This window comes from Geotalea daltonii FRC-32 (assembly GCF_000022265.1).
Taxonomy (GTDB): Bacteria; Desulfobacterota; Desulfuromonadia; order Geobacterales; family Geobacteraceae; genus Geotalea; species Geotalea daltonii.
In genome coordinates this window covers 3,814,440-3,829,222 of record NC_011979.1, presented here as the reverse complement: position 1 = coordinate 3,829,222, position 14,783 = coordinate 3,814,440, and the positions used below count along the sequence as shown (strand labels likewise).

General features: G+C 53.1%; 13 protein-coding genes. 9 read left to right on the top strand and 4 right to left on the bottom strand.

The genetic code is table 11. The features are described 5' to 3' along the window. Nucleotides 1-48 precede the first annotated feature (48 nt). The 4 genes from GEOB_RS17215 (at nt 49) to GEOB_RS17200 (ending at nt 4,549) form a co-directional block, all read left to right on the top strand. On the top strand, nt 49-903 hold the full coding sequence (locus GEOB_RS17215; RefSeq protein ID WP_012648532.1) for an NAD(+)/NADH kinase: 855 nt from the start codon (nt 49-51) through the stop codon (nt 901-903). 144 nt (nt 904-1,047) lie between these two features. Further along, on the top strand, nt 1,048-2,709 hold the full coding sequence (gene recN / locus GEOB_RS17210) for a DNA repair protein RecN (RefSeq protein ID WP_012648531.1): 1,662 nt from the start codon (nt 1,048-1,050) through the stop codon (nt 2,707-2,709). A 35-nt stretch (nt 2,710-2,744) separates the two neighbouring features. Then, nucleotides 2,745-3,194 carry an N-acetyltransferase gene (locus GEOB_RS17205; protein WP_012648530.1) on the top strand — a complete coding sequence of 150 codons (450 nt, stop codon included), beginning with the start codon at nt 2,745-2,747 and terminating at the stop codon, nt 3,192-3,194. A gap of 17 nt (nt 3,195-3,211) precedes the next feature. Further along, on the top strand, nt 3,212-4,549 hold the full coding sequence (locus GEOB_RS17200; RefSeq protein ID WP_012648529.1) for a TldD/PmbA family protein: 1,338 nt from the start codon (nt 3,212-3,214) through the stop codon (nt 4,547-4,549). Between the two features lie 45 nt (nt 4,550-4,594). Here the strand turns inward: GEOB_RS17200 and GEOB_RS17195 are convergent, their stop codons facing one another. The 4 genes from GEOB_RS17195 to GEOB_RS17180 all read right to left on the bottom strand — a co-directional run bounded on the left by GEOB_RS17195 (nt 4,595) and on the right by GEOB_RS17180 (nt 9,080). After that, the gene (locus GEOB_RS17195; RefSeq protein WP_012648528.1) at nt 4,595-4,867 is read right to left on the bottom strand and encodes an ArsR/SmtB family transcription factor; all 273 of its coding nucleotides are present in this window, start codon (nt 4,865-4,867) and stop codon (nt 4,595-4,597) included. Nucleotides 4,868-4,953: 86 nt separating this feature from the next. Continuing rightward, nucleotides 4,954-5,928 carry an ABC transporter ATP-binding protein gene (locus GEOB_RS17190; protein WP_012648527.1) on the bottom strand — a complete coding sequence of 325 codons (975 nt, stop codon included), beginning with the start codon at nt 5,926-5,928 and terminating at the stop codon, nt 4,954-4,956. Continuing rightward, nucleotides 5,925-6,887, bottom strand: a complete 963-nt coding sequence (locus GEOB_RS17185) for an ABC transporter ATP-binding protein (RefSeq protein WP_012648526.1) — start codon at nt 6,885-6,887, stop codon at nt 5,925-5,927. The genes GEOB_RS17190 and GEOB_RS17185 overlap by 4 nt, the downstream gene beginning before the upstream one ends. Before the next feature lie 123 nt (nt 6,888-7,010). Then, complete coding sequence (locus GEOB_RS17180; RefSeq protein WP_012648525.1) at nt 7,011-9,080, bottom strand: HD domain-containing phosphohydrolase; 2,070 nt, start codon at nt 9,078-9,080, stop codon at nt 7,011-7,013. 408 nt (nt 9,081-9,488) lie between these two features. Here GEOB_RS17180 and GEOB_RS17175 point away from each other — a divergent pair, with 408 nt between their 5' ends. The 5 genes from GEOB_RS17175 to secD all read left to right on the top strand — a co-directional run bounded on the left by GEOB_RS17175 (nt 9,489) and on the right by secD (nt 14,777). Continuing rightward, nucleotides 9,489-10,595, top strand: a complete 1,107-nt coding sequence (locus GEOB_RS17175) for a SpoIID/LytB domain-containing protein (RefSeq protein ID WP_041267189.1) — start codon at nt 9,489-9,491, stop codon at nt 10,593-10,595. 2 nt (nt 10,596-10,597) lie between these two features. Then, nucleotides 10,598-11,629 (top strand): tRNA preQ1(34) S-adenosylmethionine ribosyltransferase-isomerase QueA, encoded by a 1,032-nt coding sequence (queA, locus tag GEOB_RS17170; RefSeq protein WP_012648523.1) that lies wholly within the window; start codon nt 10,598-10,600, stop codon nt 11,627-11,629. Nucleotides 11,630-11,637: 8 nt separating this feature from the next. Beyond that, nucleotides 11,638-12,765: a tRNA guanosine(34) transglycosylase Tgt gene (gene tgt / locus GEOB_RS17165; RefSeq protein ID WP_012648522.1), complete on the top strand. Its 1,128-nt coding sequence runs from the start codon at nt 11,638-11,640 to the stop codon at nt 12,763-12,765. Nucleotides 12,766-12,830: 65 nt separating this feature from the next. Beyond that, nucleotides 12,831-13,151 carry a preprotein translocase subunit YajC gene (yajC, locus tag GEOB_RS17160; protein ID WP_012648521.1) on the top strand — a complete coding sequence of 107 codons (321 nt, stop codon included), beginning with the start codon at nt 12,831-12,833 and terminating at the stop codon, nt 13,149-13,151. 27 nt (nt 13,152-13,178) lie between these two features. Beyond that, entirely contained in the window at nt 13,179-14,777 is a 1,599-nt protein-coding gene (gene secD, locus GEOB_RS17155; protein WP_012648520.1) for a protein translocase subunit SecD, read from the top strand. The last annotated feature ends 6 nt before the right edge of the window (nt 14,778-14,783 follow it).

The following is a 14,783-nucleotide window of genomic DNA, read 5'->3' as shown; positions in this document are numbered from 1 at the left end:
TGTGCTAGTAAAGCCTTATTTTTTATACCATAGATAAAGGCTTGCGCCATGAAAAAAATAGCAATCTTTGCCAAGGTACATGACCCCCGCTGCGTGGGAATAGCTGAAGAGCTGGTCGAATGGCTTTTGGCAAGGGGGCTTTCTCCCCTGGTGGAACCGCATCTGGCAAAACACATCAGCTGCTCATATACCGCGAAAAGAGATGATATTCCCGAGCAGGCCGATCTGGTGGTGGTATTGGGTGGCGATGGAACCTTGATCTCTGTGGCCCGACTGGTGGGAGACAGGCAAGTGCCGATTCTCGGCGTCAATCTGGGAAGCCTGGGCTTTCTCACGGAAATCACCCTGACAGAGATGTATCCTGCTCTGGAACGATGTCTGAAGGGGGATTACGAGGTATCTGAGCGGATGATGCTGCGTGTTTCCCTGCACCGGGGCGGGGCTGAGATCGAAGGCCGCCAGGTCCTGAACGATGTGGTTATCAACAAGGGGGCGCTGGCCAGGATTATCGATCTGGAAACTGAGGTCGATGGCCGCTATCTGACCACTTTCAAGGCCGATGGCCTTATCATCTCCACTCCCACCGGTTCAACCGGTTATTCCCTTTCCGCCAACGGCCCGATCATCCACCCGCAGCTGGATTGCCTGGTGATTACTCCCATCTGCCCCCACACCCTTACCAATCGCCCGATTGTCGTGTCAGGCGATGCTTTGATCACCATCAGCCTGCAATCGGTCAACGAGGATGTTTTCCTTACCCTGGACGGGCAGGTGGGCTTCGAAGTGAAACACGGCGATCAAATCCGTATCCAGCGGGCAGAGCGCCAGACCCGGCTGGTCCAGTCGCGGAGCAAGGATTATTTTGAGGTGCTGCGGACCAAGCTGAAATGGGGCGAAAGATGATTTGCGTTGAAAAACGCCCATCTGCTGTGTTGCCCTTCGGTCCTCGTCTCTGCGGCGTACCGATGTACGCCTCACTCCTCGGCCTCGCGCGCCTTGCACCTGGGCATTTTTGAACGCAAATCAATAAATTTCAATGGATTTTAAATGCTGACAGACCTTTCCATTAAAAATATCGCCATCATCGACTCCCTGACGGTCTCCTTCCGTGGCGGCCTCAATATCCTGACCGGTGAGACCGGTGCGGGAAAATCGATCATCATCGATGCGGTGAATCTGATTCTTGGCGGCCGCGGGTCGGCCGACCTTATCCGTGCCGGGGCTGAAGAAGGGGTTGTGGAAGCCATTTTCGATCTCTCCGGTCGTCCTTCGATCTTGGCAGAACTTGATAAAATCGGTATCGAGTGCGACGGCGAACTGCTGATCAAGCGGGTCGTCTCCCGTTCTGGCAAAAACCGGGTTTTTATCGGCGGCGGATTGTCGACCATTTCCATACTGGCAGAAATTTCCAGGTTGTTGATAAATATCTATGGCCAGCATGAGGCCCAGACCCTGCTGCGCCAGGAAAACCACCTGCTGCTCCTTGACGGTTACGGGGGGCTGCTTGAGCTGCGCAGGGAATTTGCCGCTCTCCATGATGAATACAGGCAGGTTGGTGGTAAACTCAAGGCATTGGAGGAAGATGAACGGGATGCAGCCCATCGCCTGGACCTCATTTCCTTCCAGTCCGATGAAATCGCCAATGCGGCCCTGATTGTCGGGGAAGAAGAGGAACTGGATCGGGAGCGGACACTTCTCAGCCATGGAGAGAAACTTCTGCAGAATAGCCAGGAAGCATATGCCGAGCTGTATGGTGCCGATGACGCCGTCCTTGGCCGGCTGGCCCAGGTGAAGAGACGGCTTGCCGAGATGATAGCCATCGATCCTGCTTTGGAAAATACTCTGGCCTCACTGGATGCAGCTTCCATCCAGCTGGAGGACGTGGCCTTGGCGCTGAGGACATACGCTACCAGGATCGAAGCAGACCCTGAACGGTTGCAGGCCGTTGAAGACCGGCTGGAGCTGATCCAGCGGTTGAAGAAGAAATATGCCCCCCATATTCCGGGGGTGCTTGCATACAAGGAAACCATCGACCGGGAAATGGAAGAGCTGAGGTCACGGGAGGAAAACCGGGACGGGCTTCTGAAGAGGCTTGAGGATCTGACTGATGCCTTACGGGTCAAAGGGGAGGGCCTTTACTCGAAACGCTCCGCCGCGGCAAAACTGCTGGAATCGGCCATGGAGAAGGAGCTGTCCGAGCTGGCCATGAAGAATGCCCGCTTCCAGGTAGCCTTTGAAAGGCTCCCCCAGGCAAAATCAACCGGCCTGGAACGTGCCGAGTTTCTCTTTTCGCCAAACCCTGGGGAAACTCCGAAGCCACTTGCGAAGATAGCATCGGGAGGTGAACTGTCGCGGCTGATGTTGGCCTTGAAGCAGCTGCACCCGGAAAGCGACGTGCCGACTCTTATCTTTGACGAGGTTGATACGGGTATCGGCGGGGCAACCTCTGCCTTGGTAGGCGAGAAGCTTAAGCGGGTAGCGGCAGCCCAGCAGGTGCTGTGCATTACCCATCTTCCCCAGGTGGCTGCCTATGCCGACCTGCATTTCAAAGTGGAAAAGAAGGTGGAGTCGGGGCGTACGATTACCTCTGCCGTCCCGCTCGCCAATGATGACCGGGTAGCTGAAGTGGCACGGATGCTGGGAGGGATCAAGATTACCGACACGACCCTGGAGCATGCCCGGGAGATGATAGGGGAGGCGGTTAGGTAAAAATACCTTCCCGCAACCGCGAGAAAGGATCTGTAATGTTGCGCAAGGCTGAGATAAATGATGTCAAGGATATCCAGAAGCTTTTAACCTTCTATGCCTCCCGCGGGGACATGCTGTCCCGTTCACTTGCCGAGCTGTATGAGGCAATTCGCGACTTCAACATATTCGAGATCGAGGGACGCATTGTCGGCACCGCTGCCCTGCACATCGTCTGGGAGGATTTGGCCGAGGTCCGTTCAGTAGCTGTGGCCGACGACGCCGGTCGTAAAGGGATCGGCACCCAGGTGGTGCAGGCATGTATTGACGAGGCGAGGCTGCTTGGACTGAAAAAGGTTTTCTGCCTTACCTACAAGCCTGATTTTTTCGCGAAATTCGGGTTTCACGTTGTCGACAAGTCTGAGCTCCCCCACAAGGTCTGGGGGGACTGCATGAAGTGCGTTAAGTTTCCCGACTGCGATGAGATCGCCATGATCCTCGAACTATAACCTGCACCGGAGAATCCATGGACTTCCACCGTGAAGCGGCAAGAGTTGAAAAACTGCTTAAAGGCCATGTATTGAATGGCTATGAAATCATGCTCGGCGCATCCCGCAATCTTTCCATAGAGGTCAGGGAGCAGAAGGTGGATACCTTCAAATGTTCCGAGCCGGTCGGGGTCAGCATCCGGGTGCTCAAGGAAGGGGGGATGGGATTTTCCTTTTCCACGAGCATGGATGGCAAGGACCTGGAACGGATGGTTGCCAATGCGGTAATCGGCGCCGAAACACAGACCAAGGATGAGTGTAACTGTTTTCCCCCACCGGCAACTTATCAAACGGTATCCGGCCTTGTGGATGAAAGTCTGGCGGATGTGGGAGAAGAGGAAAAGATTGCCCGCGCCCTTGAGCTTGAGCGGCTCACCCTGTCCGAGGACAGCCGGATAAAAAAGGTGAGAAAGAGCAGCTATGGTGAATCCAGCTATGGAGTGTTCATCAGAAACTCCCTGGGGGTAGAGGGGAGCTACTTCGGCACCTCGGTTTCCTGCAGTGTATCTGCCGTGGCTGAAGAAGAGGGGCAGTCGCAGATGGGCTGGGATTTCGGCTTCAGCAACTATTTCAGCCGGCTGGACATGGCGGCTATCGCAAAGAACGCTGCTGTCAAGGCGACGGGCATGCTTGGCGCCCGCAACATCGCCACCATGAAATGCCCGGTGATCCTGGACAATTATGTGGCAACCGAGGTCCTGGAGGTGCTGGCAGCTTCTTTTCTGGCCGAAAACGTGCAGAAAGGGAAATCCATTCTGGCCGGGAAAAAGGGCAGTCGTCTTTTTGCCGGAAACCTGAAAATCGTCGATGACGGACTCCTCACCGGCGGTATGGCAACGACCCCCTTTGACGGGGAAGGGGTGCCCAGGCAGAGGACGGTCCTTGTTGAAGGTGGCGAGGTTAAAGGATTTCTCTACAACAGTTACTGCGCCTGCAAGGATAAGGTTGTTTCCACGGGTAATGCGGTGCGTGGCGGGGTTAAGGGGCTTCCCCACATGGGGGTCACCAATTTCTTCATCGAAAACGGGGTCACACCCGTAAACAAGCTCTACGACCAGTTGGATAAGGGGGTGCTCCTGACGTCGGTGATGGGAATGCACACGGCCAATCCGGTTTCGGGTGACTTTTCAGTGGGAGCGGCAGGTTTTTACATAGAGAAAGGGATAATCGCCTACCCGGTAAAGGGCATTGTCATTTCCGGTAATATAATGGATTTGTTCCGGGACGTGGGCGGGATCGGCGATGACCTGCGCTTTTTCGGGGCGGTCGGTTCCCCAGCCCTGAGAATAGAAGAACTGGATGTAAGCGGAAAATAAAAATCCCCTTTGGAAGGGGAGTTGTCGGCTGTGGTTTGAAAGTTCTCAGAGGACGGCGATCAGCTTCTTTGCCAGCGGATGCACCACCGTGTAGTGAACTTCTACACCTTCCCGTTTTCCTTCAATGATCCCTTTGTTCTTCAGCAGCGCCAGGTGCTGTGAAACCGTTGCCTGGGGCAGCCCGAGGCATTCCCAGATGTACTTCACGTTGCATTCCTTCGTACAAAGTCCGGCAACTATTTTCAGCCTGACCGGATGACCCAGCACCTTCAATATCTCCGCTTCAGTATCGAAATTCCTTGTTTTATCAAATTCCACATTGCCTCCAGTGTTGTGATCCTCAATGGCAAAAACGCTACAACCTATAGAGTTTAAATCGTTTTTTGTCAATAAAAAAGGTTGAATCAGCGAAACAGCTTTTGACTGAAATGGCAGGCGGCCAGGTGCTCAGGTTCCTTTTCCTCCAGAGGCGGCGGTTCCTTGCTGCAGATATTCTCGGCATAGGGACAGCGGGTATGGAAGGGACAACCGGACGGCGGATGGATGGGTGAAGGCAGGTCACCCTGGAGGACTATTCTTCCGGTTGTCCTGTCGGGATCAATACGCGGCACTGCCGAGAGAAGCGCTTGGGTGTAGGGATGGAGATACCGGTCCAGCACTTCGTCTCTGGTCCCCGATTCCACCACCTTTCCCAGGTACATGATGGCTATCCGGTCACTCAGATGACGGATCACGGAGAGATCATGGGTTATGAAGAGGAAGGAAAGGCCATATTCCCGCTTCAGTTCCATGAGCAGATTGATGATCTGCGCCTGGATCGAAATATCCAGGGCAGAGACCGGTTCATCGGCGATGAGCAGCTTCGGTGAAACGGCAAGTGCCCTGGCAATGCCGATTCTCTGCCTCTGTCCCCCCGAAAACTCGTGGGGATACCGGTAAAAATGCTCTTCCGACAGGCCGACCTTTGCCATGAGGCCAATTACCAGATCCCTTTTGCGGGCACCGGATGCAAGGCCATGAACGGTGAACGGCTCGCCGATGATATCTCCCACTCTCATGCGAGGATTCAGGGAAGAGAACGGATCCTGAAAAATCATCTGCACGGTTTTGCGAAAGGAGGCGCGCTCTACCTTGCCCATGTCAACCAGGCTCTTCCCCTGGTAGGTGATGCTCCCGCCAGATGGCTTTATCAGGCCCATCAGCAGTTTTGCTACGGTAGATTTGCCGCAGCCGGATTCTCCTGCCACGCCGAGAGTTTCCCCTTTACCGATATGCAGATCTATTCCGTCAACTGCTTTCAATAGCTGTTGCCTGCCGAACTGGCCGGCCTTTACAGGAAAATGTTTAGCAAGGGATTTTGCCTCAATGAGCGTGTTCATTGGACTTTCCAGCAGCGGACAAAGTGGCCGCCGGCGATTTCTTTCATTTCCGGTTCAGCTGTTTCACAGTGCCAGTCCTTCCCCGGACAGCGGTTGCAAAATCCGCAGCCGGGCTGTCTGACCAGGAGATCCGGGACAGATCCGAATATTGTCTGCAGTGGCTGACCAGGTTTGGTGTCCTGGGGAAGAGATTTAAGCAGCCCCTCGGTATACGGGTGGCCCGGCTTGCGTAATATTTCCCCCGTCGGGCCGTATTCGACAATCTTCCCTGCGTACATGACCGCCGTGCGGTGTGAACGTTCTGCTACTATTCCCAAATCATGGGTTATCAGGATCATTCCCATCCGGTTTTCCCTTTTCAGCCGGTCCATTAGTTCCAGTATCTGTGCCTGAATGGTTACGTCCAGTGCTGTTGTCGGTTCATCGGCGATAAGGAGTTCGGGATTGCAGGCAATGGACATGGCAATCATGACCCGTTGCCGCATGCCCCCGCTCATCTGGTGCGGATATTCATCAAATCGCACGGCTGAGGAGGCAATGCCCACCTGTTCGAGCAGGCCGATTCCTGCCTCCCTGGCTTCCCGCCGGGACAGGCCGCGATGGAGCCGCAAGCCCTCGATGATCTGCGTGCCTACGGAAAGCACCGGATTGAGAGAGGTCATGGGTTCCTGGAAAATCATGGCAATCCGGTCACCCCTGATTTTGCGCATCTCCTGCTCATCGAGCCTGAGCAGGTCCCTGCCGGCAAAGACTATTTCTCCGGCAGCTATATTGCCCGGCGACGCAACCAGCCCCATTATGGAGTAGGCGGTTACGCTTTTGCCGCAGCCGGATTCGCCGACAATGGCCAGTGTTTCGCCCCTGTCGAGAGAAAAACTGACACCGCTGACAGCCTGCAGGGTTCCCTGGGGGACTCTGAAGTTGACGGTAAGATTTTGTACCTGGAGGAGAGTTGGCAATGGAAATCCTGAATGGTGTAGGAGTGTGCCGGACTTTTGATCTTATATACCATGATTCGGCGGGAGGGGCAAATGCTTTGGATTGGAGGGCGCGGAGGGACTTTTGTCTTGCCGGCGGAGGGCTCACGCCATGGCAGTGGCTCTGCCTACCCTGCTGCTCTGAAATTGGGAATCCTTGAGAAGGTCCACAAAGTGAGGTACAAGTTCGGGGTCGAACTGGGTGCCGGCGTTGCTGTACAACTCATTGATGGCCACCTCGACCGGTAGAGCCTTACGGTAGGGGCGGTCTGAGGTCATTGCATCAAAGGCGTCGGCTATGGCGAGAATTTTTGATTCAAGGAGCAATCCGGATGCGGGAATGGAGTTGGGATAACCCTGGCCATCGTAGCGTTCATGGTGTTGACCGATGCAAAGCCTTACATCCTGAAGAAACTCTATCGGCTCGAGGATCTTCATGCCGATGGTGGGGTGCTGCTGAAGATCGTTGATATCCTCCGCAGTCAGCCTTCCTTCCTTGTGGAGCAAGGTCAGGTCAATGCCTATCTTGCCTATATCGTGGAGAATCGCTGCCCTTTCGATGATCTTGAGACGATCCTGGGGCAGCTCCAGTTTCTTGGCCAGTTCCAGGCTATAGTAGGTAACCCGCTCGGAATGGCCACGGGTATAGCTGTCGCTGGCTTCAATGGCCGATACAAGGGCCTGAATGGTGTTCAGATAGGTCTTTTGCTGCTCGTCATAAAGCTTTGCGTTTTTGATGGCGATGCTTGCCTGAGCGGCGATGGTGGAAAATAGTTCCAGTTCCTCATGATTGTAGGTGGAGTTGTCGATCTTGTTGACGACGGTAATGGTACCGATAATCTCGTTTTTTACGATGAGAGGAGCGCAGATCAGGGTCTTGCGCTCATAACCCATGGCACTGAATCGGTCAAACTCCGGAGCTTGATTGATATCGGCAATGAGCAGCGGCTTGCCGTTTTCGATAACCCAGCTGGAGACGCTGGACTGTTTCCGGGGTAACACCGTACCCGAAGGAGAAAGCCCGTCATGTCCAATCAGAGTTGTAATCAGCATCTCATGCTGTTCCTGGTCCCAAAGAATGATGTAGCCGATCTGGGCACGTAGTGTATCCATAGTGGTTTTCACAATCAGCTTGAAAAGGCTCTCCGATTCCATGGTGGAATTTATGGCCAGGCCTACCTTGTAAAGAGTGGATAGCTTGGAAACGGCATTTTCCAGGGTCGTATTCTTGTCTTCCAGTTCACCCGCCAGATCGGCAATCTTGTAATTTGCTTCTTCGATTTCCTCGATCCGCTCTTCAAGGTTGACATTCAGCGTTTCGATTTCCTTGATCTGTTCTTCCAGTTTTTGATTCATCAGGTGGGTTTCGCGGTGGTGGCTCAGCTTTTCCTGTGCCCGGGCCAGCTCCCTCTCATGGACGATATTGGCCTCCATCATGTCACGGAATCTTTCGACCATTCGATTGAAGCTCTGGGAAAGAATGCGCATTTCATTGCTGCTGCTGATTATGGTCCTGTGGTCGAAGTTTCCTTTTTCTACCTCTTCCATGGTTGAAATCAATTTCCTGATCGGTTTATCCACATAGAAAATGAGAAATACCGAAACCATAATAATGATCAAGCCTATGATCAGTACCGTAGAAATGGCAGCAGTTCTTTTTTCTTTCTCAAGGAACCTTTCCATATAACCCATGGACAGTTCAGTTTCCAAGAATCCAAGAGTTTTGATGCTCGGACTGTGACATCTATGGCAGAGAGGATTATTGGGAATACGGGCGAAAGAATCGAAGACCCTTCGATTCTCGGAAAGGGTGAATTTTTGCTGAAAATTTGTTTTTAGCTCGTGTCGTTCGTATTCGGGTAGAAAATGTCCTATTTCCGTCTGATCTGCTGAAATGAGAATCTTGCCCGTTTCATCGACGATACGCAGGGATGAGATGAATTCCTTGGAGCGGAGGCGGCTGAAAATGGCACTTATTTCCTGGGACCGGCCAGAACGCATGGCATCGCTGATGCTGTTTTTCACCGTCTCGTTGAGCACATTGGTGTTGTAAGTTGCCATGTCATAGAGCATTTCCTTCTGCTGTCTGTAGGTAACATAGGAGACAAGCGAGACGATGCCTATGATGGTAACAGTAACAAGCCCTATTATTTTTATCTTAAGAGAATTAATCATCTATCCTGTATTCTGCTTGCTGGACATACATTCTCATTTTGCCCAAGGTTTTGAGTGATTTGGCGGTTAATTCTGCTTCATTGGCACTGTTTATTGTGCAAAACGATCGATATTGTTAATGCATTCAAATTTTGCAATCTCCGCCGGGTGCTCTCTCCTTCTGTAGCTGCAGGGCATCTATGGCGATCACTTCCGATTACCGCAAATATGAAACACAATAGCAGCCACCTGACCTCCCGGCGAAGGGTATCTGCTTTCCCGCGGCGAAGAATTTCATTAATGAGTAAAGCAATTCGCTTGCCAAGGCGTCAAGTAAAAAACGCCTAATTTGAATGATAAAATTATTGACTTTGGCCGGTGTTCTATGGTCTTATCGTCCAGTTTAAAGGCCGTAATAAAGGTAACTTCTTGAGAGTTTTCTGTATCATAATCCTGCTGGTTCTTTTCCCTGCTGCTGTCCTTGGTGTCGACACAAGGCCTGAAATTATAAGAGTGGCGGTTTTTAAGGGAGCTGAGAGCTTTTCTCTGGAAGGTAACGGTATTTTGCTCATGGATGGCGATGGTCAGCCTTTGCGGCTCGATACGCCGATCCATGTCAAAAGGGTCAGAGACGGTATCTCTGTAAACAACAGAACGGTAGGCAGGTTGAAGGCAACCGCACCTGCCTTCCTGCTCATTAACGGCAAGGGTTATCGTGGGGTTCTGGAAATTCTTCCTGCCGACAAGGGATTGCTCGTGGTCGATGAACTGCCCCTTGAAGACTATCTGGTCGGCCTGATCAATTGCGAGATTTCCTCCCAATGGCCCATAGAGGCCGTAAAAGCACAGGCAGTAATTGCCCGGTCCTATGCCATATACCAGAAGGCTGCCCGAAAAGGGGCCCTTTACCATCTGGAATCCAGCGTCATGGATCAGGTCTACGCAGGTAGCGACATCGAGGACAGCCGTGCGGCCCGCGGAGTCAAGGAGACTGCCGGCCAGGTGCTTACCCATGACGGCGCCGTCATTCAGGCATTCTACCATTCCAGTTGCGGTGGACATACGGAGGCCGCCGAAAATGTCTGGGGAAGTGTGGTGCCTTATCTTCCCGGTGTTGATTGCAAGTACTGTCTTGCCGCACCATCCGTAAAGTGGGAGCAGACCATTTCTTTGAAAAAGCTGGAATCTTTACTGAAAAATGCCGGCTATCAGGCTGCAGGCCTGAGGGAAATCAAAACCGGGCGTCATAACAGGAGCGGCCGGTTGCAAGATGTGGCCGTAATTTCGGCAAAGGGCCGTCTCACCATCGGTGCCGCCAATTTTCGTAAGGCAATCGGCTACAGCACCATAAAAAGTACCAATTTCGACATCCGTTCTTCCGCTGATGGTATAACCTTTGCCGGGGTCGGTTACGGGCATGGGGTCGGGCTTTGCCAATGGGGGGCAAAACAGAGGGCCGGTGACGGTTTTGATTACCGGGAGATTCTTTCCTATTATTATCCAGGCACCAGGCTGGTAAAGATAACGGCAGACTGAACATGCAGCTTAAAGACTTCAATTATCATCTCCCGCCGGAGCTGATAGCGCAGGAGCCGGCACACCGAAGGGAATCGGCTCGCCTGATGACCCTCGACAGGAAAAGCGGTGAGATCGGTGAAGGCGTTGTGGCCGATATTGCAGAATATTTTGTTGCCGGCGACCTGTTGGTGATAAACGACACGAAAGTGATACCGGCCAGGCTGCTGGGCCGGAAGGAAACAGGCGGTAAGGCGGAGGTGTTCCTTGTCAGGCGCAGGGACGAAGCAGGACAGGTGTGGCAATGTCTGATAAAGTGCTCGAAATCACCCGCGCCCGGATCGCTGATCCTTCTATCGGAAGGGGTTACGGCCCGGATCGTGGAGCGGAGCGAGCATGATACATGGATTGTCTCGTTTTCTCCTGAAGAAGGCTTTCTCGACCGCCTTGAGATGATCGGCAGCATGCCGCTCCCCCCTTACATCCACCGACCGGCAAATGTAATCGATGGGGAAAGATACCAGACGGTATTTGCCCGGGAGCGGGGAGCTGTGGCCGCCCCGACAGCCGGACTGCATTTCACTGAAAGCCTTTTGCAGAAGATTCGGGCACGGGGGGTCGATATCCTGCCTCTGACCCTGCACGTGGGGCTTGGCACATTTATGCCTGTCAGGGTGAAGGATCTGAGCGAACACCGGATGCACCGGGAATACTACCGGATACCGGAGACAACGGCAAAGGCCGTCACTGACAGGAAAAAAGCGGGGAAGCGTGTGATTGCCCTTGGTACGACAACCACCAGGGCTCTGGAACACGCCGCTGCAGAAGATGGCAGCCTTGATGCAAAAGAGGGGGAGGCGGATATTTTCATCGTTCCCGGTTATGCATTCAAGACTGTGGATGCCCTGATCACTAACTTCCATCTGCCGGAATCAACCCTGCTGATGCTCGTTTCAGCATTTGCAGGTCGAGACAGGCTTTTCAACGCATACGCCGAGGCGGTCAGGAGAAAGTTCCGCTTTTTCAGCTACGGTGATGCGATGTTTATCTATTGAAGGTTTAATTGTCGGCCATACATTTTAATCTCATAAAAACCTGCAGCACCAGCGGTGCCAGGCTCGGTTCTTTGACAACACCACACGGCAGGATCGATACGCCTATTTTCATGCCGGTCGGTACCCAGGCAACGGTCAAGGCGATGACCCCGGAGGAACTGGTTCAGGCCGGTGCCCAGATCATCCTGGCCAATACCTACCATCTTTACATGCGTCCCGGCCATGAGCTGGTGGCGCGGCTGGGTGGACTCCATCGGTTCATGCACTGGCAAGGGCCAATTCTGACCGACAGTGGTGGGTTTCAGGTTTTCAGCCTGGGGGAACTGCGCAAGATAACCGAAGAGGGTGTCAAATTCCAGTCCCACCTGGATGGCTCCTATCACTTCATATCGCCGGAGACCTCTATCGCCATCCAGGAGGCCCTGGGCAGCGATATAATGATGTGCTTCGACGAATGCCCGCCTTACCCGGCTGACTACGCCTATGTGGCCAAATCCATGGAGATGACCACGCGCTGGGCACTGCGCTGCAAGAACGCTAAAAAGGGCAAGGATCAGGCACTGTTCGGCATTGTTCAGGGGGGGATGGTGCCCGAGCTGCGAGAGAGGAGCGCCCTGGCACTGCAGGAAATAGGCTTTGACGGCTACGCCTTGGGTGGGGTTTCCGTAGGTGAAGAGAAGAAACTGATGCATGAGGTCATGAACTTTTCGGCGCCCTTCTTTCCCATGGACAAGCCCCGCTATGTCATGGGAATCGGTGCACCGGAGGACCTGATAGAGGGGATCAATGCAGGCTTCGATATGTTCGACTGCGTTATGCCAACCAGGAATGCCAGGAACGGCATGGTCTTTACCTCGTTCGGCAGGTTGAACATCAAAGGTGCACGCTATGCAGAAGATAGTCTCCCCATCGATCCTGAGTGCGATTGTTACGTCTGCAGGAATTACAGCCGCGCCTATCTTCGTCACCTGTTCCGTAGCGGTGAGATACTGGCTTCACGCTTGAATACCTGGCATAACCTTCATTACTATCTCTCACTCATGGAGTCGGCGAGAAAGGCCATTGCAGAGGACAGATTTGCTGGCTTCAGGAAAAATTTTTACGAAAAAAGATCTGGTATAGACGGTACTCTGTAATGTATTTATATGCCTGAAAAAAGGGAACAGGAAGCTTACACAAAATTATAAATGGAGGTTCGACAATGTTTGGTTTGGCTTTTGCGATGGGAACACCTGCCGGTGGACAGGCTGCCGGTGGGGGGCAGTCTGCTCTGATGAACCTTGTGCCGCTGATTTTCATGTTTGCCATTTTTTATTTTCTCCTCATCCGCCCACAGCAGAAAAAAGCAAAGGAACACCGCACTCTGCTTGATTCCCTTAAAAAGGGAGATCAGGTAATCACCGCCGGCGGCATGCACGGCAAGGTGACTGCCATCGATGAAAATGTCGTTACCCTTGAAGTGGCCACCGGGGTAAATGTCAAAATAAACAAAGGTTTCATCGCCAGCCTGAAAAAAGACTGATCTTGATAAGTGAAAGGAGCTTCATCCATGAGCAAGGGTTTTACCTGGCGAATCAGCCTGATTGTTGGCTTCCTTTTGATTTCTTTTCTCTACATGACCCCGACGCTGGTTCCCAAGCTGCCGTCCTGGTGGGGAGTTCTGCCCAAGGATAAGATCCACCTGGGCCTTGACCTGCAGGGGGGGAGCCACCTGGTTATGGAAGTGGAGACCCAGAAAGCGGTCGAAGGCTCGCTGGATCTGATCTCCACCGACCTTGAGGACAGTCTCAATGCCCAGAATATCCGCTTCAAGCGGGTGGGCAGGATCGGTTCCGACCGGGTACAGCTTGTGCTTTATGACCGTGGTTCTGCCGACACCGTGCAGAAGCTGATAAAGAAAAAGTACCCGGACCTTGAACTGCTCCCCCTGTTTGATGAGGGGGGCTTTGTAAATCTGCAGCTGAGAATAAACGAGAAAGAGGCTCAGGTCAGGAAGGACAAGGCTGTACAGCAGGCGCTGGAAACCATCCGCAACAGGATCGACCAGTTCGGCGTTTCAGAGCCGGTTATTCAGCGTGAAGGGATAAATCATGTGGTCGTGCAGCTTCCCGGCATCAAGGACCCGAAGCGGGCCATCGAGCTGATCGGCAAGACCGCACGTCTTGAATTCAAGCTGGTGGATGAAAACGTCAACGCCGTTACGGCAACCCCTTCCACGATCCCCGAAGATGATGAAATTCTTTACGAGAAGAAGACAGATCCTGCCACCGGAGCAGTGTCCGAGACTCCTCTGGTGGTGAAGAGAAAGGCAATGATAACGGGAGACCTTCTTACCGATGCCCAGGTGCGGATCGACTCCCAATACAACCAGCCCTATGTGGCCATAGAATTCAACTCAACCGGCGCCAGGCTTTTTGACCAGGTAACTGCAGCCAATGTGAACAAGCGCTTTGCCATTGTTCTCGACAACAATATCTATTCCGCTCCGGTGATTCGCGAGCGCATCTCGGGGGGGAGTGCCCAGATCTCCGGTTCCTTTACAGAGAAGGAAGCCTCCGACCTGGGAATAGTCCTTCGTGCCGGATCACTGCCTGCACCGGTCAAGATCATCCAGAATGTGACCGTTGGTCCTTCCCTCGGTCAGGATTCCATCAACAAAGGGTTGATCGCCGGTCTCATCGGTGTGGCTCTTGTCATCTGTTTCATGGCTGTCTACTATAAACTCTCCGGGCTTGTCGCCAATATGGGGATGGTCCTGAACATCGTTTATCTGATGGGGGCACTTGCTGCTCTGGGTGCTACACTGACGTTACCCGGCATTGCCGCTATCGTTCTGCTGGTCGGCATGTCAGTGGACTCGAACGTTCTCATCTTCGAAAGGATCAGAGAGGAGCTGCGGTTGGGCAAGACGGCAAAGGCTGCGCTGGATGCCGGCTATGACAAAGCATTCCTGACCGTCATGGATTCCCATGTCACTACGCTGATCACGGCAGCCGTGCTTTTCCAGTTCGGCACCGGCCCGGTCAAGGGATTCGCCGTTTCCCTGAGCCTTGGTATCATCATAAACCTCTTCACTTCGCTCCTGGCAACCAGGGTGATCTTCGATCTTTTCCTCGAGCGCAAGAATGTGAAAAGACTGAGTATATAGGGGGAA